The following is a 25,616-nucleotide window of genomic DNA, read 5'->3' as shown; positions in this document are numbered from 1 at the left end:
TAACTCAAAAAAACTTCAAATTTAAATTCAAAACTACAGGTTAAATTTAAACTCTGGATAACATGTGGATAACTTTGTTGATAGAGTTGTTTATAACTTATATATATTTATATAACAATAACTTAATTTGTGATTAACTTGAATTGAACTATTTTTTATTAAGTTCTCCGAAAAAACAGGGGCTTTATCTTTTTTGATCTTATTTGAAAAGAAAACCGCTTTTGCATTGACAGCTCAAGCAATGAGCACTAAAATCGCGGACCTTCATAGAAAGATCATTTTTTGGAGTTTCAATATGAAACGTACATTCCAACCGTCTGAATTAAAGCGTAAGCGTGTTCATGGTTTCCGTGCTCGTATGGCTACTAAAGCTGGTCGTCAAGTATTAGCTCGCCGTCGTGCAAAAGGTCGTCATAGCTTAACTGTTTAATCAGTTACGCTAAGACGATTTTGGGTGTTATGACAAAACTTTATAGTTTTGGCACAGAGTTGCGATTACGCTGTGCTGCCGATTATAAAGGTGTCTTTGATGGTGCGCTTTTTAAAGTGCATCAACCCCATTTCTTATTTCTTGCAAAACATTCCGAACTGCCAAATAGCCGTTTGGGTTTAGTTGTTGCCAAGAAGAAAGTGCGACGCGCACACGAAAGAAATAGAGTAAAACGACTTGCTCGCGAAAGTTTTCGCCTGCATCAACAGCAATTAGATGACTTAGACATTGTAATCATGCCGAAAATGGGTATTGAAGCAGTGCCTAATGCAGAATTGCACCAGCAATTACAATTTGCCTGGCAGAAACTTAACCGTCTTGCCAAAAAGCATTCAAAAATAGCCCCCTCCCCACAAAAGTAGAGTTGGCCAATGGTACGTTTACTGCATTGGTTGATCCGTTTCTATCAGATTGCGATTAGTCCTCTTCTTGGACCGCGCTGTCGTTATATTCCAACTTGTTCTCAATATTCCTTGGAAGCAGTCCAGATGCATGGCGCTGGGCGTGGAGTGTGGCTGGCTACTAAACGTATTTGCCGTTGTCATCCGTGGGGGGGCTCGGGATATGATCCTGTTCCCTCAAAAGCGATTCGTTTTATTTCATTTCAGCAAATAGATTCTCAAACGCTTCACGTTGCTGTACCCTTTCGTGATCGTTTATTGAACCAAAATCACTCTCACCACTTGGGGTAATACATATGCAACAATGGGCCAGGATTGCAATTCTCGGAGCCATGTTTGTTGTCGCATATTTGCTCATTTTGGCGTGGCAAAAAGATTATGGAAATGCTGAAACAAAACCGCAGCAGGAAACTGCTGTTGTTTCGCATGACGTATCTGCAGATTTGCCAAATGGTCAGACGGCTACAGTTGCCTCTGATCTGCCACAAGCAAATGTGCCAGCACAGCAAGCCACGGATGCCACAGCACCTGTAAGTCAGCAGCTTATTTCAGTACAAACTGACCTTTATCATCTTTGGATCAATCCTAAGGGTGGTGATATTGTTCGTATTGAATTACTCAATCATGACAAGAACAAAGACAGCGATGAACCGTTCGTCATGCTGGAAAGCGATGCGAAACGTACTTATGTCGCCCAGTCTGGCCTGATCGGTCTGAATGGACCGGACAGCAGCCGTAACGGCCGTCCAATGTATGAGCTGGAAAAAACTGCTTATACCCTGGCAGATGCGAAAACAGTCAAATCTAAAGATGGTGAAAACCTGAAAGTATTGTCTGTACCGCTGGTGTTTAAAACTGCTGACGGGATCGAGATTATCAAGACCTTCAATTTCACTGAAGGTGAATATCCGGTCGTGGTAAATCACAAAGTGGTCAACCGCAGTGGCCAGACCTGGCAAGGTCAGATGTTCGGTCAGATCAAACGGGATAACTCGGAAGATCCGGGCAAGTCCGATCAAGGGATCTTCACGCTGGGAACATTCCTGGGCGGTGCATGGGGTACCCCGGACGAGCAGTACAACAAGCTTAAATTCGACAACTTTGTTGAAGAAAAAGTCAGTACTGAAGCAACAGGTGGTTGGGTGGCAATGGTACAGCACTACTTTGTCAGTGCATGGGTTCCAGGTCAGCTGAAGTTGACTCAAGGCAATGGTGAAGCTTATAGCGCCAAGCTTGAATCACGTAAATCAACCGATAACATGAACATCATCGGTTTTACTTCACCAACGTTTAATGTACCAGCAGGTACAGTGGCTGAAATTGATGCGACTTTCTATTCAGGTCCAAAAATCCAGTCAGAACTGAAAGATTTGGCTGCGGGTTTAAACCAGACTGTTGATTATGGCTGGTTATGGCCAATCGCGAAATTGCTGTTTGTTGGTCTTGAATTCTTCCATGGTCTGGTGGGTAACTGGGGCTGGGCAATTATTCTGTTGACCATCTTGGTGAAAGTAATCCTGTGGCCATTGTCGTCGAAGAGCTATCGCTCGATGGCGAAAATGCGGGTGATTGCGCCAGAAATGCAACGCATGAAAGAAGAGTTCGGTGAAGATCGCATGCGCTTCTCTCAAGAAATGATGGCATTATACAAACGTGAACAGGTCAATCCGCTTGCCGGCTGTTTACCACTGTTATTACAAATGCCAATTTTCCTGGCTTTGTACTGGGTATTGATGGAATCTGTGGAACTGCGTCATGCGCCATGGATGCTGTGGATTCAGGATTTGTCTTCAATGGATCCTTGGTTCATTCTGCCGTTGTTGATGGGCTTGACGATGTATATCCAACAGTCGTTAAATCCACAACCGACTGATCCAATGCAGGCGAAAGTCTTCAAGTTTATGCCGATCATCTTTACCGTATTCTTGTTGTTCTTCCCGGCAGGCCTGGTCCTGTACTGGATCGTCAACAACTTGATCACGATTCTGCAACAAACTTTGATTAACAAGTCTGTTGCCAAAGATCGCGCTAAACGTGATGAGGCCACTCCAGTCAACTAAGTTGTACGGATAGGCTGAATAAATCCGCTTAAGATGGTAATCTTAGGCGGATTTTTTTTGGCTGTACTTTTGAGTCTTTGCAGGTGAATTTTATGCTCAACCGAACCACAACTATTGCTGCGATTGCAACTCCACCAGGACGTGGCGGCGTTGGGGTGATTCGCCTGTCAGGCCCGAAATCCTATGAGATTGCCCAGCAACTGACGCAAAAAGAGCTACCTAAAGCGCGTTTTGCCGGTTTCCGCCAGTTCTATGATGCGGCCGGCGAAGTCATGGATGAAGGACTGGCGATTTGCTTCCCGAATCCAAACTCATTTACCGGCGAAGATGTCGTGGAGCTACAAGGTCATGGCGGTCCGGTGATTCAGAATGCTCTGCTTGGTCGTTTATTGGAGCTCGGCGCTACTGCGGCTAAGGCCGGTGAGTTCTCGATGCGTGCTTTTGAGAATGGCAAGCTGGATCTGGTGCAGGCTGAAGCGATTGCCGACCTGATTGATGCAACTTCGCAAGCGGCTGCACGTTCTGCGGTGCGTTCACTGCAAGGCGCATTTTCAACTAAAGTCAATGCAGTCCTTGAGCAGCTGATTCACCTGCGTTTGCATGTGGAAGCCGCGATTGATTTTCCGGAAGAAGAAATCGACTTTCTGGCAGATGGCAAGATTTTAAATCTGCTGGATGGCGTATCCAGTGCCGTCACTCAAGTACAGCAATCCGCACGTCAGGGACAGCTCCTACGTGAAGGTTTACAGGTGGTGATTGCAGGTAAACCGAATGCCGGTAAATCCTCTCTGCTGAATGCGCTGGCCGGAATTGAACGTGCGATTGTGACCGATATTGCCGGCACCACACGTGATGTCTTGCATGAAAAGATTACTTTAAATGGTCTGCCGATCACTCTCACTGATACCGCAGGCTTGCGTGAAACTGGCGATATCGTGGAAAAAGAAGGGATCCGCCGCGCGATTAAAGAAATTGAACAGGCCGATTTATTGCTCTTGGTCTATGACTTAAGCCAGGGCGAAGATCCGCTGCAACTCGCTCAGGAATATTTTGCTGAACATATCGAACCGAAACGTTTAATGCTGATTGGCAATAAATGCGACCTGACCGGTGCTGAAGCTATAATTGGCGATTTAAATGGTTTTCGGCATATCGCAGTCTCTGCCAAGCAGGAAACCGGTGTTCAAGCACTCATAGAGGCGATTACAGCGCATGCAGGCTTCCAGCCTGAGGAAGACACCTTTATTGCCCGTACCCGTCATTTAGACGCAATGAAGCGCACACAGATCTATCTGGCTGAGGCGCGTGAGCAACTGGTGGTGTATAATGCCGGTGAACTGGTAGCGGAGTCCTTACGTTTGGCACAAAATGCTTTGGGCGAGATCACGGGTGATTTCAGTGCAGATGATCTGCTGGGCAAGATCTTCGGTTCGTTCTGTATTGGTAAATAATTATTTAATAAACATCGAGAAAGCCCTCAACTGAGGGCTTTTTTAGGCTGGTAGGCGGGATTTTTGATACGCCCACCACAGTGCAAAACACAGCAAACTAATCGCGATACAAAAGCTGATCACAGCGAAATCCAGCCCCCAGTGATCGGCCAGATAACCCACAGCAATGATGGGAACAATAGTGCCCAGATAAGCAATAAACAGATAGGTCGACATCACTGCTGCACGGTTGTCTAAGCTGGTCATTTGATGAATCAGTGCAAAAGCACCCATCAGGGCAAAACCATGGCCGATCCCAAAGCAAATATCACTGATAAAAAATAGCAGGCTAATTTTCGAATACATGCATAGCACCAAAACCATCAGGCTCAAGCCCATCATCATCAGGCCGATATTCAGACATTTTGACGCTGCGACCGCTTTGGCCATAAACTGCACGATCACTGAGACTACTAAAATACTGGTAATGGCCAGCCCACTGACCAGAGGGCCATGCCAAGGTAAAATATTGCGGAGAAAGGACGGCGACAGTGAAGCAAACAGGCTAAAGGCGGCAAAGGCACTAAAAGCCGTCACTGCAATAATCATAAACACCCGATGAAACTGGGCTTCAGGTCGTTGCAGTTTAGGTGCCATGCTAAAGGGCTGCGCCTCAAACTTGGGTGCTTTGATCCAGAACAGGCCAATCAAACATAGCACGGCACCCAGAATAATCGGTAAATATGGCATTACCAAAGGGGCAGCGGAAAACTGCGCAATCACGCCACCGACCAAGGGTCCCAAACCAAAACCCATTGCGGTGATGATTGAAATCAGTTGTGGTGCAGTGTGTTTATGGCTTTCTGGGATGGTATGCATCAAGCCCATCAGGGCAGAAGTGGTCATCAGGCCCGAGGCAATCCCAATAATAAAACGGCCAATCGAGAGGATTAGTGCATTCTGGGCAAAGACCGAAACGCTGAGTCCCAACGTGATTAGGGCCAGACCAATTTGCAGGGTGCGTAAAAACCCGATGCTGTTACTGGTTCTGCCCAAAAACAATAAGGTCGAGAGACAGCCAAACATATAGGCGACAAAAATGTAGGTGATCTGGCTGGGCAGCAAATGCCAGAGCTGTTGATAAATTGGATAAAGCGGACTGGCCAAAGCAGTACCAATCGTTCCCATCATTAAAGCCAGGCTGACCATCAAGAACGGTCGCCAGCTGGTCGTTGTTGTCATGAAAATGCCGTTATAGTGTTGATCCTTGGCCAATCCATGTCAGGGCGTAGCGAGGAAAATAAAAAGTGTCTGCAGTTTAGAATGGATGCAGAAAATCGGTCAAGGTTGAATGAGTAAGATATTTATCATTTAAAATATTTTAATTATATAAAACAATTGCTTATTGTGAATATTTATGTGATTTCTAGATATCTTGAAGTTCAATCTAACGCTATACATGGTGTTCCACGTGAAACATTATGAGCTTATTTAACTGAGTGTAAACAGTAACATAAATGTTTGAGAAATTTAAAAGCAGAGCGATTAGAATCGAAGCATATTCTTATCCAATTCATGTAGAACATTCATGTTAAAAAAAACACTGATCATTAGTTTAAGTACATTTATTTCAAGCTTCGCATTTGCCAATATTGATACGGTACAAGCTAACTTGGCAAAAAACAGTCCCAATTTAAAAATTGAAAATATTCAAACCACGGAGATGAAAGGCATCTATAGCGGTTCCATGCAGGGCCAAGTGGTTTATCTAAATGAAGATGCCAAACATCTGATTGCCGGCCCGATGCTGCGGATTCAGGATCAACATAATCTGACCCGCGATTTAATGCTAAAACAAAATAGTATCGACTGGAAAAAATTACCGCTTCAGGATGCAGTGAAAAGTGTAAGAGGTACGGGTAAACGTCAGATTGCCATCTTTTCTGACCCAAATTGCCCGTATTGTAAAAAGCTTGAGCTAGAGCTGAAAAAACTGAATGACTTGACCATTTATACCTTTATTCTTCCTTTAAAACCCCAGTCGGTTGCTCCTTCAAAACAGGTGTATTGCGCGTCTAATCCAGCTCAGGCATGGGAAGATCTGATTGCTCAAGGAATTCAACCTAAATCGAAAAAAAGTTGCACCAATCCAATTGAGCGGAATAAAAAACTGGCTCAGTCTATGGGCGTGAATGGTACACCTGCGATTATTTTTTCCAATGGTTTTAAAGTGATGGGTGCCTATCCGGCAGAGCAGATTGAGCAGATCTTTAAAGAATTCAATTTATAAAAATTAAATAAAGCTATCAGTCGCTCAATATAAAAAAGCACCTTTTCCGGTGCTTTTTTATTCAGGTCGTCAAATCAACCTCAGAAACATCTGAATGGTTTAGACTGTACGGCGTTTGGTTACCATATTATAAATAAACAGAATAATCACAGCACCAATCACGGAAGCAATCAGCCCTGCTGCGGAATCTGCCGAATATAGACCGAGCATACGGCCACCAAAAGTCGCCAATAGGGAGCCAGCAATACCCAGCAAGGTGGTCATGATAAAGCCTGCCTTGTCATTACCCGGGTGAATGGCACGTGCAATCAGACCTGCTACAAAACCAATGACGATCGCCACAATAATTGTCCACATATGCATACTCCTTCTTATCATGTCTTTGTTTTCACATCTGTTTAATCATCTTGAAACAAAGTCAGGATCATAAAAAGTTGAATCCTGAAACGAGATGTTATTTTTTGTTCCCGGTTTTTTCTGTATTTTAGGCATAAAAAAAGTGGCCTATGCCACTTTTTTCAGCCTGATTTTAAAGACCGATTTCACCAATAAATGGCAAGTGACGGTACTTCTGGTCATAGTCCAGGCCATAACCCACGATAAATTTATCTTCAACCTCGAAGCCCATAAATTCGACCTTCAAATCGATTTCACGACGCGATGGTTTACTTACCAAAGTACACAGTTGAATCGAGTTAGGTTCACGGGTTTGCAGGATTTCGAGTACCTTGCTTAAGGTGTTGCCTGAGTCAATAATATCTTCAACTACCAACACATCTTTACCACGGATTTCACCGTCTAAATCTTTCAGGATTTTTACATCACGTGACGATACCGTGCTACCGCCATAACTGGACACAGTCATGAAATCCAGTTCATGCGGTTTTGAAATCACACGACATAAATCAGCCATAAAAATCACTGAACCACGTAATAAACCGATGAGCACAAGTTCTTTGTCACTATTGGCATAGTGTGCATTGATTTGAGCACCAAGCTCTTTGACTTTAGCTTGAATTTCTTCAGCGGAAATCATTACGCTCATTTGAACGGTCATGGGTAGATACCTAAAAAGTAAAAATAGCAAAATAAAAAAGGTGTTGACCTGCAACACCTGAATACGTCGCAATTTTAATACATCCCTAGCAGAGATGCACCTGTTTTGCTGGCGGTAAATGTAATCATTTTTTAGCCGCGGCTGAATCGCGTTTCAGTAAAAAAACACAGCCCAGCGTCATTGTAGACAGGAGCAAGTATTGGCGAGGGCGGGATCTTTTCGCTTTATTCACGGGATGCTGCTTTGACATAGACGGCTGCTCCATAGACATAGGTGGCTGCAATATTACGGTCATCGCCGAGCATGGTCAGTGCAAAAAATGCATCTTCAATATTTTTAGCTCTGCTCTGACGTAACTGCTGTAAGGCAGTGGCCTTAAGATCCAGCACCACAAAGTCGGCTTCTTTGCCAATATTAAAATTCCCCAGGCGATCATCCAGGCTTAGAGCTTTGGCACCGCCTAAAGTGGCATGATACAAGGCCTCAAAGGCAGAGAGTTTTTCGCCCTGCAACTGCTGCACCTTATAGGCTTCATTCAGGGTTTGCAGCTGATTAAATGATGTCCCTGCCCCAATGTCTGTACCTAAGCCGACTTTGACCCCTTTGTCCCAGGTCTTTTTCAGGGGAAATAGGCCACTGCCCAGGAACAGGTTTGAGGTCGGACAGAAGGCAATGGCGGAGTCGGTCTGATGCATACAATCCCATTCCTTATCTTCCAGATGCACACAATGTGCGAAGACGGACTTGCTCCCGGTTAAACCATAATGATGATACACATCCAGATAACCTTCACGTTCAGGAAAGAGTTCTTTTACCCAGGCAATTTCATTTTTATTTTCACTCAAATGGGTATGTACATACACGTCCGGATATTCACTTTTGAGCTGGCCGGCTTTTTGTAATTGTTCAGGTGTTGAGGTCGGTGCAAAGCGTGGGGTAATCGCATACAGGTTCCGCCCCTGTCCATGCCACTTTTCAATCAGCGCTTTAGAATCGGTATAAGCTGTTTCTGCTGTATCTGTTAGTGCTTCCGGAGCATGACGATCCATCAGGACTTTACCCGCAATCAGACGCATATTGCGTGTGGTTGCGGCATTAAATAAAGCATCTACGGATTCAGGATGAACGGTACAAAAGACCAGTGCAGTGGTGGTGCCGTTTTTAAGCAATTCCTGCACGAAAAATTCGGCAATTTTTTCGCTATAGGATGCATCTTTAAACTGGATTTCAGTGGGGAATGTATAGGTATTTAACCATTCCAGCAGTTGTTCACCATACGCCCCGATCATTTCTGTTTGCGGGAAATGAATATGGGTGTCGATAAAACCGGGAACAATCAGTTGATCTGGATAGTGCTGTAATTCAGCGTTGGTAGGAAGTCGTGACTGCCCTTCTTGCCAAGGACCAAACCACTGGATTTTACCCTCTTGAATGATGACTAAACCATCTTCTACATATCGCACTTGGTCGTGTATATCACGTGCTTGGGCAACTGTATTCTGAATATCGAGGAAGCGACCACGGATCGCTATCGTTGCAATTACAGAAGACATTTTAAACCTACGCTTTTTGATTTTTTCGATTGATTGTAGCTGAAAAAATTGCCATGTTTGTATGAACATTCATATTTAAATAGTGATCCCGATTCTTTTATGACCCCATCCAATTATCATGATCAATTTCAACAGATCGTGCGTGCGCAGCCGACCTTAATGCGCATCTTGCATCAGTTAGCACAATTGCACTCTGAAGCTTATGTCGCAGCGGGCGTGTTACGTCATGTGATCTGGGCGCATTTACATGGCTGGGAATATGACATGAATCATACGGAGGTCGATGTGATTTTCTATGACGAAAATGAGCAGGCTCGCGCTATAGAACAGCAACTTGCAGATCAGTTAAAAGACTATTTTCCAGAGATTTGTTGGGATGTGATCAATCAAGCTTTTGTACATGAGTGGTATCGTACCAATCAAAATGAAAGTATTGGGCCTTTAACTTCAATTAGTCATGCGCTGTCATTATGGCCAGAAACTGTCACGGCATTGGCACTGCGCCTGAAAGATGATGAGTTGGAGTTGATTGCCCCTTTCGGTTTAGCAGATTTATTTGAGTTAAAGCTGCGTTGGAATCCGAATTTAGTCAGTTATGCCGTGTTCGAACAACGCATGCTGAGCAAACAGTTTTTGCAAAAATGGCCCAAATTATCCCTGATAGAACAATAAAAAAAAGCCTGCTGATGCAGGCTTTTTTGATGATTACTTTTTACAGGGTGGTTTCGTTATATTTCTTGCTATGACGAATCGACAAGATCGCGGTCACAGTCAGGACAATCACAATAAAGCTCAAAGAAATCCAGATCGGCATATGGAACATATCTAGCATCAGCATCTTAAAGCCGATAAAGACCAGAATGATCCCGAGGCCATAAGGCAGATAATGCATTTTTGAGGCTGCGCCCGAGAGCAGGAAGAACATTGCGCGCAGGCCTAAAATCGCCATCAGGTTTGCAGTGAGGACAATGAAGGGATCGGTGGTGACGGCAAAAATAGCCGGAATAGAATCGACGGCAAAGATGACATCAGAGACTTCAACCAGGATCAGGACCAGGAACAACGGCGTTGCCCAGAGCAAACCATTTTGACGGACAAAGAATTTGTCGCCCTGAAGTTGCGGGGTAATACGCATATGTTTACGCAGCCATTTTAGAATCGCCATATCTTCAATATTGCTGTCTTCTTCATGCTGACCACGCAGGAATTTGAAGCCGGTATACACCAGGAACGCACCGAAGATATATAGAATCCAGGAGAATTCCTGCACGAACCACGCGCCAATAAAAATAAAGATAGTTCTGAGCACAATCGCACCCAGTACGCCATATAACAGCAGCTTGCGTTGCAGTGCGGGTGGAATGGCGAAGGCCGCGAAGATCATCAGCCAGACAAAGACGTTATCAATCGCCAGGGATTTTTCCAGCAGATAACCGGCAAAGTATTCCATGACCTTGGCATTGGCAATTGCCGTGCCTGCGGTCTGCTCCAGATACAGCCATAAGCCGCCACCAAATAAAGTCGCGACACTGACCCAGGCAATACTCCAGTAGGCAGCAGTACGGACTTTAACTTCCTGACCATGCTGATGCTTAAAGCCGACAAAATCGATTATCAGCATGACTGCGACAATCGCGAAAAAGACGAGATACAGCCAGAGTGTACCAATGGTTTCCATGTGAATTCTCCACATCGGACAACTAGCCATAAAAAAACCTTGACCAGTTGCCAGATGAAAAACATCTATAACAACATGATCAAGGTCTTGCCTACATCTTACTGTTCCACTTTTTTATATAAAGTGTGACTTCAAGATGCTCAGATACCGACTTTTTGCAAAGTGTAATGACGACATTCTGACACGTTTAAAAATTGAAATTTCATTCTTAAACGCTTGGAGGAGGCTACTCCCCTTGTTCAAACTAAATTTTATTTGAGCGGTAGCTCAATGTGCAGCAAGCATGACAGATTTTTGCTAAGACTACAATTTCATTTACAAAAATCATGCTTCAAGGCGCTTTCTTACCTAAGAAATCCGGACGCTGAATCAGGTATAAGCTGATCAGAAAACCCAAGCTGGCCAGGATTGCTCCTACCCAGCCAATACTATGTAATCCGATATGTGCCGTTACCAGACCGCCGAGTAAGGCACCGCCACCAATCCCGACATTGTACAGACCTGAAAAAATTGCCATGGCGACATCGGTTGCATCAGAAGCCAGATTTAAGGTCTTGGCTTGTAGAGCCAGACTAAACCCAATAATGCTGATGCCCCAGATTAACGCCAAGCTATTAAGCTGAAATACACCCTGAGACAGTGGCAGCAATAACAGTAGCGAGATCCCTAGCCCGAGTGTAAATAGCGGAATGGTGAGTCGGGGAAAATGCGGTGCAAAGCGGCCAAATACGTAAGAGCCGATCAGACCCGCAGCGCCATAAATTAGCAATAAGCTGGTGGTTTGCGCAGAGCTGAATTGCGCAATATTCAGCGCAAAGGGTTCAATATAACTATAGGCGGTAAATTGCGCACTAATCACAAGCACGGTAAGCGCAAAGACCAGCATCAGGCTGGGACGTTTTAGCAAGTTTTTTAAACTGCTGAGTGAACCTGAATTGACACTTGGCAATAAAGGCAAGGTTTTGGCCAGCAATACGCACACCACGCTCGCCACAATCCCAATCAAGGCAAAACTATTGCGCCAGCCATAGGCCTCCCCGACCATCCGGCCAAAGGGAATTCCCAGGACCATCGCCATGGCGGTACCGGTAGCCAATAAGCCCAGTGCCTGAAACTCTTTGCCCTTTGGCGCAACCCGCACAGCAAGCGACGCCGTAATTGACCAGAACAGCGCATGCGCCACGGCAATACCAATCCGGCTCAGCACCAGAATGCTAAAGCTCCAGGCAAAATAGGACAGCACATGACTGAAAATAAACACCGCAAATAAAATCATCAGCAGAAAGCGCCGTTCAATATTTTTGGTCAGTAACATCATTGGCAAAGACAGCAGCGCCACGACCCAGGCATAAATTGTCAGCATCCACCCGACTTGGGTCGGTGACATGGCAAAACTGGTACCAATATCACTTAATAGCGCCACCGGGATAAATTCGGTGGTATTGAAAATAAAGGCAGCAGAGGCTAAAGCAATCACACAGACCCATTGACGCGTCACCGAAGAGGTGGAAGAAGAGCTGGACATAAACATCTGATAAAAGGAACCGGCTGGCAGTTTAAACCTATTGAGCAAAATGCGGTATTGGTCAGAAGGACAGATTCACAATCCTTTAAAAGAAATCTAACAATAGAGCAGGGAAAAATATGTCAGTCTGGTTTAAAAACAAGGAGAGGATCGGCATGTTGATCGAGCATCAGCAACAGGACAATGGAGGTTTATGGTTTGTAGAGCCAAATGAAAAACGTCTGGCAGAAATGAGTTATTCAAGAGTAAATGAAGATCAATTAGTGATTGAACACACCTGGGTCGATGACAGTCTACGCGGCCAGCACGTCGGGTATTATCTGGTCGAGGCCGCTGTGAATTTTGCCCGTGAACACGGCATCAGGATTATTCCAAAATGCCCTTTTGCCAAATCCGTGTTCGAGCGAGAGCCTCACTTTAATGATGTTTTATAATTTAAAAATGACAACAAAGGTTCAGATTCGTATGGAAATCAAATATCAAGATTCAAAACGCGGTGGTGTATTTTTTATGGAAGATCAAGGACGCCGCCTGGCGGAGATCACTTATCAATGGCGGGGCGATGCCGTTATAATTGCCGATCATACCTGGGTTGATGATTCCCTGCGTGGCCACGGTATTGCCCGAAAAATGCTGGATGCACTGGTCGATTTTGCCCGTGAGAAAAGTTTAACCATCATCCCGCAATGTTCCTATGTGGATGTCATGTTTAAACGTGACCGAAGTCTGGCAGATGTCGCAGCAACGGCTATTTAACTACCCAAGGGGATTTCCCGAAAGATAAATGCAGTTTTTCTTTCAAGGCAGGAATCAATATAACCTGTAACAGGGTATATAAACCGAAACCTGCCATCACGCCGGTCATCGCCCAGAAAATTTCTTCAAACTGTTGCAGCATCACTAAAATTGCCATGATCAGCAGGTAACTGGCATGAAAATAAATACGATGCCCAACAAATTTCAAGATCGTCCAGCTAATAAAAATTGAACTGATCAGCAGATTGGTTTGAGCGCTGAATTGCCAATTATTTAAAGTGATCATCAGGATAAAGCACACACATAACAAGGCGAGGGTTAAAATCAGATCTTTTAACATCAAGTGATCCTCATGTTCATGGTAGGTGTATGAAAATATTCGTTTAATAATTTAGGCACTATTGTTAAAAGTTTAATCCAGAAATGCAAACTGAAAACCATGTAAGCAAAAACGGATATTTGATTAAAAAATAGTCGACTTAATTTAAAATTATTGATTAAATTGTGTTTTTAATTCTTCCTTTTAGTGAGATGGCATGATCCTACAGCTTTGCTATGCCAGTGAACGCATAGAATCTGAACAAGAGTTGTTACAAGATTTGAGCGATATTTTGGCCACTGCCCGGAAGTTCAATCTTCAGCAGCAGATTCATGGGGTGTTGTATTATTCCCATGGCAAGTTTTTCCAGTGCCTTGAAGGTCAGCCTGAAGTAGTGGAAAGTTTATTTCAGAGCATTTGTCAGGATCCCCGCCATCACAATGTCCTACGTTTTGCAGATGCAATAGTAGAGCAGTCCCATTTCTCGGAATGGTCAATGAAATATGTGCATAAACACAGTGAAATTTCTTCTTTATTTTCACGTTTAGGTTTGAAGCAATTTGATCCGCATGCCTTACAGCAGTCAGGAATTGCCGAATTCCTCAAAGTACTGTATCGCCTGGAAGAAAATCAGGCCAGTCTGGCATCGCCAAAAGGCTATAAGCAGCGTGGTTATGTCCCCTATTTCTGATCTGAGGGGTAAATGCTGAAAATAAAAAAGTCCGCATAGCGGACTTTTTTGTCTGATGTGGATTAGCTCATGTCAATCATGACTTTTAAGGCCTTTTCATCGGAGGCATGTTTAAACACATCATAGGCTTTTTCAAAATCGGCAAATTTAAAATGATGGGTCGCCAGTTTTTCTAGGGGCAATTTACCGGAACAGCAGGTTTTCAGCAGCATACCTGTGGTATTGGCATTCACCAGACCGGTGGTGATGGTCAGGTTTTTAATCCAGAGTTTGTTAAGTTCAAAACTTACCGGTTTACCATGTACGCCGACGTTGGCAATATGCCCGCCCTCTTTCACGACATGCTGGCAAATATTCCAGGTAGGTTCTACACCCACTGCTTCAATGGCACAGTCGACCCCGCGTCCATCGGTAATCTCTAAAATCTTTTGAATGGCATCTTCTTTGGCGGAGTTGATGGTATGCGTTGCGCCGACAGTCTTGGCAAATTCCAGCCGGTTATCATCCATATCCACCATAATAATATTGGCAGGTGAATAAAACTGTGCGGTGAGCAGACAGCTCATACCGATTGGCCCTGCCCCAACAATCGCGACATTGTCTCCTGGTTTGACATCGCCATATTGCACACCAATTTCATGTGAAGTTGGCAGGATATCGGAGAGGAACACGGCCACATCTTGATTCAGGCCTTCGGGTAAATGATAGAGTGAGGTGTCGGCAAAGGGCGTGCGTACATATTCGGCATGGGTGCCATCAATCATATAACCCATGATCCAGCCGCCTTCATTGCGACAATGGGCATAGAGCTGTTTCTGGCAGTTTTCACAGGTTCCGCAGCGGCTGACACAGGAAATAATCACCCGGTCGCCCTTTTTGAAGTTTTGCACGGCGGAACCAACTTCTTCCACAATGCCAATACCTTCATGACCTAAAATACGTCCCTTAAAGCTGCCCTCTTTACGCGTAGCCTCCTGCTCAATTTCCGGGTTTTTACCTTTCCAGATACCCAAGTCGGTACCGCAGATGGTAACTTTTTCGAGTTTAATGATGGCATCGCTGGGATGCAAAATGGTGGGAACTGGGCGGTCTTCAAAGCGGATATCATTTGCGCCGTAATAGACCATCGCTTTCATCGTTGTCATGACACATCTCCTAATGGAATGAGGAATGAGGAATGAGAATGACCTGACTCAGCGAGAATAATGAACGCCTCGATTGCTTTTATATAGTGACAGCGATGGGCTGATTTATGATCTGGCTTTCAGGCCTATAGATACCTGTGTTCTTCTCGATTGTGCCTTGAGTGATATGGCGCTGCAATGAGTCTTGTGTACAGATTGCAACAAAAGATCATCAGGGAGGGTTCAGAGATAAATCTGCTATTTGGGTCAATATTTAAATCATAGGACTGCAGGATCAGAACAACGGTTCACTTTTTCTCAATCAACGTTTTAATATGCTAAAAAAAGCCCGCTAGGCGGGCTTCTTCACTTCACTTAAATCTGTTTTATGCTTGTAAAACAGTAATCAGCTTCTGATGCAAACCACCAAAACCACCATTCGACATAATTACTACGGCATCGCCCTCGCCTGCCTCTGCTACCACGGTCTGAATGATGTCATCCAGTGTGCGTGCAACTTTGGCCTTGTTTGGCGCAGCCTCAATGACCGGTTGCAGATCCCAGTCCAGTCCTTCCGGTTGATACCAGATCACTTCATCGGCCAGACGTGCTGAATGAGCCAAGCCATCTTTATGACTGCCCATGCGCATGGTATTGGAACGTGGTTCAATAATTGCCCAGAGTTTGCGTTCCCCTAGACGTTTGCGCGCACCTTCTAAGGTCGTATCAATCGCCGTCGGATGATGGGCGAAATCATCATAAACCTCGATACCACGGACTGTGCCTAACAGTTCCATACGGCGTTTCACCCCACCAAAATTCGATAGTGCTTCACAGGCAGTTTCAATCGATACGCCGACATGTTCAGCGGCAGCAATCGTGGCCAAGGCATTGGCCACCGAATGCTGCCCGGTCATATTCCACTGTACTTCGCCTTTGACAACGCCCTGTTGCAGGACTTTGAAATGTGAACCATCTGCTGACAATTGTTCTGCATAAAGTTCAGATTTTTCGTTGGCATCTAGACTGGTGCGCACTACAGGCGTCCAGCAGCCCTGCTCCAGCACTTCATCAATATTGCTTTCAGTAATCGGCGCGATAATCCGGCCTTCACTTGGAATGGTACGAACTAGATGATGGAACTGCTTTTGAATTGCGGCTAGATCATCGAAGATATCGGCATGGTCAAATTCCAGGTTATTTAAAATTGCGGTTTTTGGATGGTAATGCACGAACTTGGAACGCTTGTCGAAGAAAGCAGAATCGTATTCATCGGCTTCGACACAGAAATATTTCCCACCACCGAGACGCGCACTTTCCGAAAAGCCCAATGGCACACCGCCAATCAGAAAACCTGGCTCCAGACCGGCTTGATCCAGCACCCAAGCCAGCATCGTGGTGGTCGTGGTTTTACCATGTGTTCCGGCGACACCCAGCACGTGTTTACCTTGCAGAACATGATCAGCCAGGAACTGCGGACCTGAAATATAAGGCAGACCTGCATTCAGCATATATTCGACTGCATCAATACCACGCTTCATGGCATTGCCGACGATCACCAGATCCGGATGAGGCTGTAAATGACTGCGGTCATAACCCTGCATTAAAGTGATGCCCGCATTTTCAAGTTGGGTCGACATGGGTGGATACACATTCAGGTCTGAACCTGTTACCTGGTGGCCCAGATCGCGTGCAAGTAGCGCTAACGAGCCCATAAAGGTGCCACAAATACCCAAAATATGCAGATGCATCTACTTTACTCCGTTCCTGTCTGACCCATCACTTTATATTGGTGCTGTTGTCATGATTTATTCAATTTGCAAGCAACGATAGCAAGGCTTTAGCTGAAAAGATAGTGAAAATTCTGGCCTTGTTGTGGGATTTTTTAAATCCTGTTTCACGGATAAATTCAAAGAAAATTTCAAAGCGATGCAATATCTTTTCGCCAAATAAACCGTAAAATAAGTTCGACTTTTTTGCAGAGTGCATGCAAATGCTGCCGGCTTTATTTCTTCTGGTAATTGCCAACTGTTTTATGACCCTGGCCTGGTATGGGCATTTAAAATTTTTGCCGCATGATGCACCGCTCTGGCAAGCGATTTTGTTCAGCTGGGCCATTGCCCTGTTTGAATATAGTCTGATGATTCCAGCGACCAAATTACTGGCGCAGCAAGGCCTGGCAGTCGGTCAAATGAAAATCACCCAGGAAGTCGTGACCTTACTAGTCTTTGTTCCTTTTATGATTTTTATGTTTAAACAGCCCTTTAAACTGGATTATCTCTGGGCTGCTTTATGTCTGTGTGGATGTGTCTATTTTGTATTCCGCAGTTTTTAAATAGTTGTAACTGCAGATACTCCCCTATTTTTATTACAGTTTTTGAAAATTCGATAAAAAAACAAGAAAAATCGAGCCTTGCTTTGACCGTTAAATTTTATGAAGCTGAATTTTCAGTCTATAATACGCACTCCTATTCAAGCTTGGCTCTCTCGTCGAGATTTATCTTTATCTCACTTTAATCTCTGGAAAATTTGCAATGAATGCGGCTGCTGCACAAGATACTCCTCTCGTAGGTATTATCATGGGTTCTCAATCAGATTGGGCAACTCTCGAACACACTGCCAATATGCTCAAGCAGCTTGGTGTCCCATTTGAAGCCGAAGTTGTTTCTGCACACCGTACCCCAGACCGCCTGTTTGAATATGCCGAGCAAGCGCGTGATCGTGGTATTCATGTAATTATTGCCGGTGCAGGTGGCGCAGCGCATTTACCGGGTATGTGTGCAGCGAAAACTGATCTTCCAGTTTTGGGTGTACCGGTGAAATCTTCGATTTTAAACGGTGTTGATTCATTGCTGTCTATTGTGCAAATGCCAGCCGGTATTGCGGTGGGTACCTTGGCCATCGGTCCTGCCGGTGCCACCAATGCTGCCATTATGGCCGCGCAAATTCTGGGTTTGACCCGTCCAGAAATCGCAAAAAATGTTGCAGATTTCCGTGCAGCGCAAACAGATAAAGTGGCAAGTAACAATATTCCAGGCCAAGCTTAAGTCGAGACACAGATTATGGATAAAACCATCGGTATTTTTGGTGGCGGTCAGCTGGGTCGTATGATGGCGCAAGCGGCACTTCCATTAAATATTCAATGTACATTTTTTGAAGCCAGCACAGACTGTCCTTCTGCTGCTTTGGGTCCGGTGATTTCGAGCCAGGCTGAAAATGGTCTGCAAGACTTTATTAATAGTGCAGATGTATTTAGCCTTGAGTTTGAAAATACGCCACTTACAGATGTTGATGTACTGACGCAAAGCAAGCAACTGCATCCGCCGCGTCAGGCTTTGGCGATTGCCCAGCATCGTCTGTCTGAAAAAGCCTTGTTTGATGAACTGGCTATTCCGGTTGCACCGTACAAAGCGGTCACTTCACTGGAAAGCTTAGAGGCTGCTGTAGCTGAACTGGGCTTGCCGATCGTACTGAAAACCTCGCGTGGCGGTTATGATGGTAAAGGCCAATTCGTTTTACGTTCGGCCGATCAGATGGATCAGGCCTGGGCAGAATTGGGCCCTGCAGGTGAGCTGATTGCAGAAAGCTTTGTCACCTTCTCACGTGAAGTATCAATTATTGCAGTACGCGGCCAAGATGGTGATGTCAAAACCTGGCCATTGGCTGAAAATCATCATCATAACGGCATTCTGTCGCACTCGATTGTGCCTGCACCGAACAGCGCAGATTTGCAACCTGTGGCGCAAGATTACATCACTCGTCTGCTGAATCACTTGAACTATGTCGGTGTCCTAACCCTTGAGCTGTTTGTGACAGACAAAGGCTTATATGCCAACGAGATGGCACCACGCGTGCACAACTCGGGGCACTGGTCGATTGAAGGCGCCGTATGTTCGCAATTTGAGAATCATGTACGTGCGGTGGCTGGTTTGCCTTTAGGTTCAACTGAAGTGATCCGTCCAACTGTCTTGGTGAACATCATTGGTCAGCATCCAAAATCTGCAGATGTTCTGGCTCTGGAAGGTGCGCATTTGCATCTCTACAACAAGTCAGAGCGCGAAGGCCGTAAGATTGGTCATATCACCTTGATGCCAAATGACAGCGCGCAATTGTCTGTGCTTTGCCGCCAACTGGCGAAAATTTTACCGAATCCATTGGCATTGAGCGAAGATATGACCATCTAGGCTTTAACTTGCTGATAAAAAAAGCGATCACTTCGGTGATCGCTTTTTTATTTGTCTGCTTTCAGGCATGATTACGCCTCTTTAAAAATGCCTGCCATTGGTCGGATCAGTTTTTAAATCAATTGCTTACAAACTGATCAATTGAGTATAAATATAACAATTCAATAAAACCTTTTTTACAGCTGAATTTTGCCATATTCACTTGTAGATAAGACTGAAATCAAAGTTTGAATTTAAAACTGGAAAGTGGTTTTGAATTTAAATTCATAAAAACAAATTCAAATTTAAATCGGGCTTTGAATTTAAACTTGCGCTTTTAAATTCAAAAATATGAATTCAAATTTAAAACTGGATAAATGAATTCAAAGTTTCTGAATTTAAAAATATTAGCCCATTATTCAAATGAATTTAAAATGAAAACTAGTGTAATTAGAGCATGTTGATGATCGTGACTCGCTTTTCCTGAAACAAGTTATCCCCAGTAATTTTTAAATTCAAAACTGATTGCAAGTGTTTTGAATTTGAATTTAAAAATCCCGCTGATTTGAATTTAAATCAGGCTTGTGGATAACTCATGTTTAAATTTAAAGATTACAAAATGAATTTAAAAGTGTAGGAATTATGAATTTAAATTTACGCATTGGCGCTTTAATTTTCATCATGAGCTGCTAAGGTAGAAACATAATTCAAAATCTAAATACTCAAGGGTCTTATGCAACGGCTTGCACTTTTTATTGGTTCTGTGGTCTTGGCTGCTTCACAGGCACAGGCTGAACTTATTATTAATGGTCAACGTGTCACGCCGACTGATTTGACCTCTAGTTCAAATATCCCGAATTATGCCTCCCAAAATAATTTTCAAAACTGTCTCGCCAATTTGCGCAGTCAAGCTGTTGCTAGAGGTGTAAGCGGCAGTACCTATGATCGTTATACCCAAAACTTAAGCCCTGATTATTCAGTGATTGAACGCCTGAATTACCAGCCTGAATTTTCTACCCCAATTTGGGATTATCTGTCTGGTTTGGTGGATGAAGAACGGGTTCAGCTCGGCCGGCAAAAATTACAGCAACATCGTGAGGTGCTCAATCGTGTTGCTGCCACCTATGGTATACCTGCAGAAACGGTAGTTGCGGTATGGGGTGTCGAAAGTAATTTTGGTGATATTTCGGGGAAATATCCTTTATTACAGGCTTTAGGAACTTTGAGCTGTGAAGGTCGTCGCCAGAGTTATTTCCGTGGTGAGTTTTTTACCACTATGAAACTCTTACAGCGTGGCGATGTGCGTGAAGAACAATTAAAGGGTTCCTGGGCAGGCGCATTTGGTCATACCCAGTTTATGCCATCGACTTATGATGAGCTTGCAGTTGATTTTGATGGTGATGGCCGACGTGATCTAGTTTCGAGCATTCCGGATGCACTCGCATCAACTGCCAACTTTTTAAGCAAGCGTGGCTGGCAGAGCGGACAGCCTTGGGGTTTTGAAGTCAAGATCCCTCAAGGCATGTCGGTTTCCGGTGAAGGCCGAAGAAATAAAAAATCCTTGAGTAGTTGGAACAATCAAGGGGTGGTACGTGCCGATGGTTCGGCATTAATTCAAGGAAATTTATCACAATCCTCTCAAGCAGGATTACTTGCACCTGCAGGCCCGAGTGGCCCAGTATTTTTGGTATTTAAAAATTTTGATGCCATTTATAGCTATAACGCGGCAGAAAGTTATGCCTTGGCGATTGCACATTTATCCGATCGACTGCAAGGTAAAGGTTCATTTATGGCCACATGGCCTACTGATGATCCGGGAACTTCGCGTGCAGAACGTCGTGAGATCCAGCAATTTCTGTTAAACCGTGGCTATGATATTGGTGCGGTGGATGGTCTGATTGGAGATAAAACCCGTCAAGCGATTCGTCAGGAACAGCAGCGTTTGGGCTTGAGTCCAACAGGTCGTGCTGGTCAGCAGATTCTGCGGGCCTTTAGAAATGAAAATGCCAAACGCATGATGCAATAAATTCTTGAGCATAAAATTTAAAATCAAAAAAGGTCTGCATTTATGCAGACCTTTTTTGATGACTGTTTTTGAGTAGCTATATAGTCATGCAAGCTAATAGTAATTAGCTGAATTTAAACAGCAGTAATGGTACCGAGGATGCGATATCCAGCAGCACCAGTGACTGCTGGCAGGTTACCATTCAGCTGATTCATAAAACGCATGGCCAGCCAGGCAAAGGCCGTGGCTTCAACCCAAGTCGGGCTTAAACCAAGATCGGCCGTAGTTTGTACGCTCCATTCATGCTTGCGTAGGCGCCAGCGCAACTGCTCCAGTAAATGTGAGTTGTAGGCACCACCACCGCAAACAAAAACCTGTCCGGTATCCATGCCGGAGCGGTAAATGGCTTTTTTAATGGCACGGGTGGTGAGCTTTAATAAAGTCGCCTGTACATTTTCCGGAGTGTCTTCCAGTTCATCGTATTGCAGGTCATTGCGCCAGTCAGCAATCTGTTCATCCAGCCATTCCAGGTTGAAATCTTCACGACCAGTACTTTTCGGAGGTTCTTTGGAGAAGAATTCGTGTGACTGCAAGCGATCAAGCAAACTGCGAATCGGGGTGCCATAGGCTGCCCAGTTACCATTTTCATCAAAAGGCTGGCCGGTATAACGGGAACACCAAGCATCCATCAAGATATTAGCCGGTCCGGTATCAAAACCATACACCTCTTCAGGCTTGCCGGCAGGCAGCAGGCTGACATTGGCAATACCACCCAGATTTAAAATGACCCGGTGAATGCTGTCATGCTGGAAAATATCCTGATGAAATGCCGGAACTAAAGGCGCTCCCTGACCACCTGCCGCCAGATCACGACGACGAAAATCTGAAATCACCGGAATCTGGGTAATTTCAGTAATGATGTTCGGATCACCAATTTGCAGGGTAAAACCATGTTCAGGACGATGCCGGATAGTCTGGCCATGCGAGCCAATCGCCTTAATTCTGGATTTATCTAGGTTGTTTTTTTCAATCAGCGCATTAATACCATGACCAATCATTTGTGCCAGTGCAACATCAGCCTTGCCCATGCGGTCAATTTCATTGTCATCCGGCAAAGTCAGTGCCATCAGCTCATCCCGAAGGTCAGGATCAAATGCCAAAGTGAGTGTGGCATGAAGCTGGAGTGGATCAAAAGAAGCAGCAACAATATCGACACCATCCATGCTCGTGCCGGTCATTACCCCAATATAGATCGCTGTCATGGTTATTCTTAAGCCTGCAATATGCTGAAAAAGTGTTAGTATATCGCACAAATTGAGTAACTGATGTATTGGATTTTGTGATGTCAAATTTCCTGCCGGCTGAAGAACAACTTGCCCTCATTCAACGAGGCACCCACGAAATTATTTCTGAAGAAGACCTTCTCAAGAAATTAAAATTGAATCGTCCATTAAAAATTAAAGCGGGTTTTGACCCGACTGCACCTGATTTGCACTTGGGCCACACGGTTCTCATTAATAAGTTAAAAGTATTCCAAGACTTGGGTCATGAAGTGTTGTTCCTAATTGGTGACTATACTGCGATGATCGGTGACCCAACCGGAAAAAGTGCTACACGTCCGCCATTGTCACGTGAACAGGTTTTAGAGAACGCTAAAACATATCAAGAACAAGTATTTAAAATTCTTGATCCAAACAAAACCAAAGTGGTGTTTAACTCGGAGTGGTTTGCACAAAAAACTGCGGCTGATTTAATTCAATTGGCATCACAGCAAACGGTTGCACGTATGCTTGAGCGTGATGACTTCACCAAGCGTTATAACAATCAACAACCGATCGCGATTCATGAATTTTTGTACCCATTGGTACAAGGCTATGACTCTGTTGCGTTGGAAGCAGATGTTGAATTAGGTGGTACAGACCAAACCTTTAACTTGTTGATGGGTCGTACCTTACAAGGTCGCTATAACCAAGAAGCTCAAGTCTGTATCACAGTGCCAATCCTTGAAGGTTTAGATGGCGTCAACAAGATGTCTAAATCTTTAGGTAACTATATTGGTGTATTTGATGCACCGGGCGCGATGTACCAGAAAGTGCTCTCAATGCCGGATGCATTGATTGAGCGTTATTTTGATCTGCTGAGCTTCAAAACCATTGAAGAAATTCAGCAACTATTAAAAGAAGTGGCAGAAGGCCGTAACCCGCAAGAAGTCAAAAAGATTCTTGCACTGGAGCTGGTTGAGCGTTTCCATGGTGCAGAGGCGGCTGCCAATGCGCATAAAGGCGCGGGCAATATCATTACTGAAGGTGAATTACCCGAAGGTACGCCAGAAGTAACTATTTCACGTGGCGAGTTTGGTGGGGAAATCTTTATTACCTCGATTTTACGTGAAGCCGGCTTAACCAAAAATGCAGCCCAGGCTAAGGATGCATTAGGCCGTGGTGCAGTGAAAGTGGATTGGCAGACTGTAGATACGACCTATTCTGTGAAAGAGAACGTAACTTTGATTGTTCAGGCCAGTAAAAAAGCAATCGCTAAAGTCACTTTTATTGACTAAAAAACGGATAAGTTATTGAAATAAAAGCAGGCTTCGGTCTGCTTTTTTTGTTGATGTTCTATATTTAAAAATCAAATAAGTAAAGTCAAAAAAAACCCTATGAAAACAAGAGTTAATTTTTCCCAAATCACTTGCTTTTCATCTTTATTATGTATAGGATTTATTCATCTAGAGAATTCGTTTAGAGCATCTAGAGGGTAGTAAAAATAATAGTACTCCACAACTGAGAAGTCTCTTTTCCAAGAGGCTCTTTTTAAAAGCTTTAAAGCGAATAACTATAATAATGACATAATGGATCGGGTAAAGATTCAATTCTAAGGAGGAGATTTTGGGAGAGATCTCTTCCTTTTTTATTTATTCTGATTGCGTAATCAAAATATAAATCTGCATGCCTACTCTTCTTGTTGAACAACTAAACTTAAAATTAATCAGCAAATCGAACTTAGGTGAATGACCTCTAAGGGTGAGTTCATTTCAATTGACTCCAAAAGAAAAGTGCAAAACATAAAAAATTAAAGCAGAGGTGATTGAATGTATCGCTTTCCAACAGAAGATATTTTTGATGAACAGATCGATTGCATATTACGGTTCTTATTTGAATACCAGCCGGTCGAACAAAAACAGCAACTCTATGGATCTGTCTATACTTTATTTATGCAGCTTGATCTGGCCGCGCATTACTTTTTATTTTCCCTGATTGAAGAGCAGTTACCGCGACGCGCGAAATTATTCTTTATTGCCGAGGATTATCAGGGCAAGAAAGACATGATTGTAGAAGTTATGCAGCACTGGCTTAGACAGCAACAACAGGAAAAAGTCGCTTAATGCAAAATAACAGACTTTATCTTCTATATATAAGTGATCTAAGCATGGTTTTGGGATTCGAAAACTAAAAATGAATACTTTTTTTATATAGCAGCCTAAAAATAGGCTTTTATAAAAGCTTTTTACGTCAAAAATAACTCATCAATATTGAGGAGTCTAGGATTTAGATCGGTTTGTTGGGCAAGGTAGGGGAATTTTGGTTTTCTTTTGACGAGCTAATTTAAATAAAAGACAAGATTTCAATATCAAAAGGCTAAAAATACTGTTTTAAATATTATTGTGATAGTTTTTAGGTCTAAATGAATTTTCAGTTATAAAAATAAAATGAAGTGTTTAGTGGGTTTATTGCATAAAAACGCTTAAAAATTAGATAAAAAAGCGATTTTTTAGTAATTTTTGTAGAAAAAAAAGACATACGTGAAAAATATAGTGAATTGGGGGTTGCAATGATTCTGAAATCCTCTAGAATGCACCCATACCGACGAGATAGACGGAAACGAACGAAGCAGAATGGCGGAGTTGTTAAGTTTATCGAAGTCCAGCTTCTAGCACTGACGAGGTGTTAGAAAGATCATTAAGAGATTATGAAGAACAACTTGTGTGGATTTTTACTGGTTGATTGATCGAGATTATTTTCATTGATTGATGGTAGAAATTACTCGAAGTTTATTTGAGAAATATTTGTCAGAAAA

The 25,616-nt window shown here is 43.8% G+C and carries 26 protein-coding genes; 16 read left to right on the top strand and 10 right to left on the bottom strand.

What is annotated here, in order from left to right; genetic code table 11:
- Positions 1 to 295 precede the first annotated feature (295 nt).
- The 5 genes from rpmH to mnmE all read left to right on the top strand — a co-directional run bounded on the left by rpmH (position 296) and on the right by mnmE (position 4,402).
- Positions 296 to 430 carry a 50S ribosomal protein L34 gene (gene rpmH / locus FTV08_RS13520; protein ID WP_000831329.1) on the top strand — a complete coding sequence of 45 codons (135 nt, stop codon included), beginning with the start codon at positions 296 to 298 and terminating at the stop codon, positions 428 to 430.
- A 29-nt stretch (positions 431 to 459) separates the two neighbouring features.
- Entirely contained in the window at positions 460 to 852 is a 393-nt protein-coding gene (gene rnpA, locus FTV08_RS13515; RefSeq protein ID WP_180087488.1) for a ribonuclease P protein component, read from the top strand.
- A 9-nt stretch (positions 853 to 861) separates the two neighbouring features.
- Positions 862 to 1,182, top strand: a complete 321-nt coding sequence (gene yidD / locus FTV08_RS13510; protein ID WP_004281931.1) for a membrane protein insertion efficiency factor YidD — start codon at positions 862 to 864, stop codon at positions 1,180 to 1,182.
- A 5-nt stretch (positions 1,183 to 1,187) separates the two neighbouring features.
- On the top strand, positions 1,188 to 2,951 hold the full coding sequence (yidC, locus tag FTV08_RS13505; RefSeq protein ID WP_005245552.1) for a membrane protein insertase YidC: 1,764 nt from the start codon (positions 1,188 to 1,190) through the stop codon (positions 2,949 to 2,951).
- 92 nt (positions 2,952 to 3,043) lie between these two features.
- Positions 3,044 to 4,402 (top strand): tRNA uridine-5-carboxymethylaminomethyl(34) synthesis GTPase MnmE, encoded by a 1,359-nt coding sequence (gene mnmE / locus FTV08_RS13500; protein ID WP_180087487.1) that lies wholly within the window; start codon positions 3,044 to 3,046, stop codon positions 4,400 to 4,402.
- A 42-nt stretch (positions 4,403 to 4,444) separates the two neighbouring features.
- On the opposite strand, the gene FTV08_RS13495 is transcribed toward mnmE, so the two are convergent.
- A complete protein-coding gene (locus FTV08_RS13495; RefSeq protein ID WP_180087499.1) occupies positions 4,445 to 5,590 on the bottom strand; it encodes an MFS transporter in 1,146 nt (381 codons plus the stop codon).
- Positions 5,591 to 5,969: 379 nt separating this feature from the next.
- Between FTV08_RS13495 and FTV08_RS13490 the strand changes: the two genes are divergently transcribed.
- Positions 5,970 to 6,671: a DsbC family protein gene (locus FTV08_RS13490; RefSeq protein ID WP_180087486.1), complete on the top strand. Its 702-nt coding sequence runs from the start codon at positions 5,970 to 5,972 to the stop codon at positions 6,669 to 6,671.
- A 99-nt stretch (positions 6,672 to 6,770) separates the two neighbouring features.
- Here the strand turns inward: FTV08_RS13490 and FTV08_RS13485 are convergent, their stop codons facing one another.
- The 3 genes from FTV08_RS13485 to guaD all read right to left on the bottom strand — a co-directional run bounded on the left by FTV08_RS13485 (position 6,771) and on the right by guaD (position 9,281).
- Entirely contained in the window at positions 6,771 to 7,028 is a 258-nt protein-coding gene (locus tag FTV08_RS13485; RefSeq protein ID WP_004281926.1) for a GlsB/YeaQ/YmgE family stress response membrane protein, read from the bottom strand.
- Positions 7,029 to 7,200: 172 nt separating this feature from the next.
- On the bottom strand, positions 7,201 to 7,728 hold the full coding sequence (hpt, locus tag FTV08_RS13480) for a hypoxanthine phosphoribosyltransferase (RefSeq protein WP_180087485.1): 528 nt from the start codon (positions 7,726 to 7,728) through the stop codon (positions 7,201 to 7,203).
- 224 nt (positions 7,729 to 7,952) lie between these two features.
- Positions 7,953 to 9,281, bottom strand: a complete 1,329-nt coding sequence (gene guaD / locus FTV08_RS13475) for a guanine deaminase (RefSeq protein ID WP_180087484.1) — start codon at positions 9,279 to 9,281, stop codon at positions 7,953 to 7,955.
- A 99-nt stretch (positions 9,282 to 9,380) separates the two neighbouring features.
- Between guaD and FTV08_RS13470 the strand changes: the two genes are divergently transcribed.
- On the top strand, positions 9,381 to 9,953 hold the full coding sequence (locus FTV08_RS13470) for a nucleotidyltransferase family protein (RefSeq protein WP_180087483.1): 573 nt from the start codon (positions 9,381 to 9,383) through the stop codon (positions 9,951 to 9,953).
- 40 nt (positions 9,954 to 9,993) lie between these two features.
- Here FTV08_RS13470 and FTV08_RS13465 read toward each other — a convergent pair whose 3' ends face one another.
- Both FTV08_RS13465 and FTV08_RS13460 read right to left on the bottom strand, forming a co-directional pair.
- Positions 9,994 to 10,959, bottom strand: a complete 966-nt coding sequence (locus FTV08_RS13465; RefSeq protein ID WP_180087482.1) for a TerC family protein — start codon at positions 10,957 to 10,959, stop codon at positions 9,994 to 9,996.
- A gap of 331 nt (positions 10,960 to 11,290) precedes the next feature.
- Positions 11,291 to 12,484: a sugar transporter gene (locus FTV08_RS13460; protein ID WP_180087481.1), complete on the bottom strand. Its 1,194-nt coding sequence runs from the start codon at positions 12,482 to 12,484 to the stop codon at positions 11,291 to 11,293.
- Positions 12,485 to 12,639: 155 nt separating this feature from the next.
- Here FTV08_RS13460 and FTV08_RS13455 point away from each other — a divergent pair, with 155 nt between their 5' ends.
- Positions 12,640 to 12,918, top strand: a complete 279-nt coding sequence (locus FTV08_RS13455; protein WP_180039090.1) for a GNAT family N-acetyltransferase — start codon at positions 12,640 to 12,642, stop codon at positions 12,916 to 12,918.
- A 31-nt stretch (positions 12,919 to 12,949) separates the two neighbouring features.
- On the top strand, positions 12,950 to 13,240 hold the full coding sequence (locus tag FTV08_RS13450) for a GNAT family N-acetyltransferase (protein WP_026056558.1): 291 nt from the start codon (positions 12,950 to 12,952) through the stop codon (positions 13,238 to 13,240).
- Here the strand turns inward: FTV08_RS13450 and FTV08_RS13445 are convergent.
- On the bottom strand, positions 13,233 to 13,580 hold the full coding sequence (locus FTV08_RS13445; protein WP_005245563.1) for a hypothetical protein: 348 nt from the start codon (positions 13,578 to 13,580) through the stop codon (positions 13,233 to 13,235). The genes FTV08_RS13450 and FTV08_RS13445 overlap by 8 nt on opposite strands.
- Positions 13,581 to 13,776: 196 nt before the next feature.
- On the opposite strand from FTV08_RS13445, the gene FTV08_RS13440 reads away from it, so the two are divergent.
- Positions 13,777 to 14,250: a BLUF domain-containing protein gene (locus tag FTV08_RS13440; RefSeq protein WP_004729009.1), complete on the top strand. Its 474-nt coding sequence runs from the start codon at positions 13,777 to 13,779 to the stop codon at positions 14,248 to 14,250.
- Positions 14,251 to 14,312: 62 nt separating this feature from the next.
- Here the strand turns inward: FTV08_RS13440 and FTV08_RS13435 are convergent, their stop codons facing one another.
- Both FTV08_RS13435 and mpl read right to left on the bottom strand, forming a co-directional pair.
- Entirely contained in the window at positions 14,313 to 15,395 is a 1,083-nt protein-coding gene (locus tag FTV08_RS13435) for a zinc-dependent alcohol dehydrogenase family protein (protein ID WP_180087480.1), read from the bottom strand.
- Positions 15,396 to 15,760: 365 nt separating this feature from the next.
- A complete protein-coding gene (gene mpl, locus FTV08_RS13430) occupies positions 15,761 to 17,125 on the bottom strand; it encodes a UDP-N-acetylmuramate:L-alanyl-gamma-D-glutamyl-meso-diaminopimelate ligase (RefSeq protein WP_005252988.1) in 1,365 nt (454 codons plus the stop codon).
- Between the two features lie 242 nt (positions 17,126 to 17,367).
- Here mpl and FTV08_RS13425 point away from each other — a divergent pair, with 242 nt between their 5' ends.
- From FTV08_RS13425 to FTV08_RS13410, 4 genes are all read left to right on the top strand, one after another.
- Positions 17,368 to 17,709, top strand: a complete 342-nt coding sequence (locus FTV08_RS13425; protein ID WP_180087498.1) for a DMT family protein — start codon at positions 17,368 to 17,370, stop codon at positions 17,707 to 17,709.
- A 199-nt stretch (positions 17,710 to 17,908) separates the two neighbouring features.
- Positions 17,909 to 18,421, top strand: coding sequence for a 5-(carboxyamino)imidazole ribonucleotide mutase (gene purE, locus FTV08_RS13420; RefSeq protein ID WP_005094870.1), 513 nt, complete (start codon positions 17,909 to 17,911; stop codon positions 18,419 to 18,421).
- Positions 18,422 to 18,436: 15 nt separating this feature from the next.
- Positions 18,437 to 19,558 carry a 5-(carboxyamino)imidazole ribonucleotide synthase gene (locus FTV08_RS13415; RefSeq protein ID WP_180087479.1) on the top strand — a complete coding sequence of 374 codons (1,122 nt, stop codon included), beginning with the start codon at positions 18,437 to 18,439 and terminating at the stop codon, positions 19,556 to 19,558.
- Positions 19,559 to 20,270: 712 nt separating this feature from the next.
- Positions 20,271 to 21,563, top strand: a complete 1,293-nt coding sequence (locus FTV08_RS13410; RefSeq protein ID WP_005094875.1) for a lytic murein transglycosylase — start codon at positions 20,271 to 20,273, stop codon at positions 21,561 to 21,563.
- A 113-nt stretch (positions 21,564 to 21,676) separates the two neighbouring features.
- Here the strand turns inward: FTV08_RS13410 and FTV08_RS13405 are convergent, their stop codons facing one another.
- Positions 21,677 to 22,804, bottom strand: coding sequence for an anhydro-N-acetylmuramic acid kinase (locus FTV08_RS13405; RefSeq protein ID WP_180087478.1), 1,128 nt, complete (start codon positions 22,802 to 22,804; stop codon positions 21,677 to 21,679).
- Positions 22,805 to 22,884: 80 nt separating this feature from the next.
- On the opposite strand from FTV08_RS13405, the gene tyrS reads away from it, so the two are divergent.
- Positions 22,885 to 24,099 carry a tyrosine--tRNA ligase gene (gene tyrS, locus FTV08_RS13400; protein ID WP_005245575.1) on the top strand — a complete coding sequence of 405 codons (1,215 nt, stop codon included), beginning with the start codon at positions 22,885 to 22,887 and terminating at the stop codon, positions 24,097 to 24,099.
- 531 nt (positions 24,100 to 24,630) lie between these two features.
- On the top strand, positions 24,631 to 24,924 hold the full coding sequence (locus FTV08_RS13395; RefSeq protein ID WP_005104912.1) for a hypothetical protein: 294 nt from the start codon (positions 24,631 to 24,633) through the stop codon (positions 24,922 to 24,924).
- Positions 24,925 to 25,616 lie beyond the last annotated feature (692 nt).

The sequence above is a fragment of the Acinetobacter sp. YH12226 genome (assembly GCF_013417805.1).
In the GTDB taxonomy this organism is placed as follows: Bacteria; Pseudomonadota; Gammaproteobacteria; order Pseudomonadales; family Moraxellaceae; genus Acinetobacter.
Note: the sequence above shows the minus strand (reverse complement) of the source record. Positions and strands in the feature narration are given on the sequence as shown.

Bases quoted from the DNA above. Each gene is read 5' to 3' on its own strand.
- rpmH (WP_000831329.1), top strand. From the start codon at position 296: ATGAAACGTACATTCCAACCGTCTGAATTAAAGCGTAAGCGTGTTCAT.
- rnpA (WP_180087488.1), top strand. From the start codon at position 460: ATGACAAAACTTTATAGTTTTGGCACAGAGTTGCGATTACGCTGTGCT.
- yidD (WP_004281931.1), top strand. From the start codon at position 862: ATGGTACGTTTACTGCATTGGTTGATCCGTTTCTATCAGATTGCGATT.
- yidC (WP_005245552.1), top strand. From the start codon at position 1,188: ATGCAACAATGGGCCAGGATTGCAATTCTCGGAGCCATGTTTGTTGTC.
- mnmE (WP_180087487.1), top strand. From the start codon at position 3,044: ATGCTCAACCGAACCACAACTATTGCTGCGATTGCAACTCCACCAGGA.
- FTV08_RS13495 (WP_180087499.1), bottom strand. From the start codon at position 5,590: ATGGTCAGCCTGGCTTTAATGATGGGAACGATTGGTACTGCTTTGGCC.
- FTV08_RS13490 (WP_180087486.1), top strand. From the start codon at position 5,970: ATGTTAAAAAAAACACTGATCATTAGTTTAAGTACATTTATTTCAAGC.
- FTV08_RS13485 (WP_004281926.1), bottom strand. From the start codon at position 7,028: ATGTGGACAATTATTGTGGCGATCGTCATTGGTTTTGTAGCAGGTCTG.
- hpt (WP_180087485.1), bottom strand. From the start codon at position 7,728: ATGACCGTTCAAATGAGCGTAATGATTTCCGCTGAAGAAATTCAAGCT.
- guaD (WP_180087484.1), bottom strand. From the start codon at position 9,281: ATGTCTTCTGTAATTGCAACGATAGCGATCCGTGGTCGCTTCCTCGAT.
- FTV08_RS13470 (WP_180087483.1), top strand. From the start codon at position 9,381: ATGACCCCATCCAATTATCATGATCAATTTCAACAGATCGTGCGTGCG.
- FTV08_RS13465 (WP_180087482.1), bottom strand. From the start codon at position 10,959: ATGGAAACCATTGGTACACTCTGGCTGTATCTCGTCTTTTTCGCGATT.
- FTV08_RS13460 (WP_180087481.1), bottom strand. From the start codon at position 12,484: ATGTCCAGCTCTTCTTCCACCTCTTCGGTGACGCGTCAATGGGTCTGT.
- FTV08_RS13455 (WP_180039090.1), top strand. From the start codon at position 12,640: ATGTTGATCGAGCATCAGCAACAGGACAATGGAGGTTTATGGTTTGTA.
- FTV08_RS13450 (WP_026056558.1), top strand. From the start codon at position 12,950: ATGGAAATCAAATATCAAGATTCAAAACGCGGTGGTGTATTTTTTATG.
- FTV08_RS13445 (WP_005245563.1), bottom strand. From the start codon at position 13,580: ATGTTAAAAGATCTGATTTTAACCCTCGCCTTGTTATGTGTGTGCTTT.
- FTV08_RS13440 (WP_004729009.1), top strand. From the start codon at position 13,777: ATGATCCTACAGCTTTGCTATGCCAGTGAACGCATAGAATCTGAACAA.
- FTV08_RS13435 (WP_180087480.1), bottom strand. From the start codon at position 15,395: ATGACAACGATGAAAGCGATGGTCTATTACGGCGCAAATGATATCCGC.
- mpl (WP_005252988.1), bottom strand. From the start codon at position 17,125: ATGCATCTGCATATTTTGGGTATTTGTGGCACCTTTATGGGCTCGTTA.
- FTV08_RS13425 (WP_180087498.1), top strand. From the start codon at position 17,368: ATGCTGCCGGCTTTATTTCTTCTGGTAATTGCCAACTGTTTTATGACC.
- purE (WP_005094870.1), top strand. From the start codon at position 17,909: ATGAATGCGGCTGCTGCACAAGATACTCCTCTCGTAGGTATTATCATG.
- FTV08_RS13415 (WP_180087479.1), top strand. From the start codon at position 18,437: ATGGATAAAACCATCGGTATTTTTGGTGGCGGTCAGCTGGGTCGTATG.
- FTV08_RS13410 (WP_005094875.1), top strand. From the start codon at position 20,271: ATGCAACGGCTTGCACTTTTTATTGGTTCTGTGGTCTTGGCTGCTTCA.
- FTV08_RS13405 (WP_180087478.1), bottom strand. From the start codon at position 22,804: ATGACAGCGATCTATATTGGGGTAATGACCGGCACGAGCATGGATGGT.
- tyrS (WP_005245575.1), top strand. From the start codon at position 22,885: ATGTCAAATTTCCTGCCGGCTGAAGAACAACTTGCCCTCATTCAACGA.
- FTV08_RS13395 (WP_005104912.1), top strand. From the start codon at position 24,631: ATGTATCGCTTTCCAACAGAAGATATTTTTGATGAACAGATCGATTGC.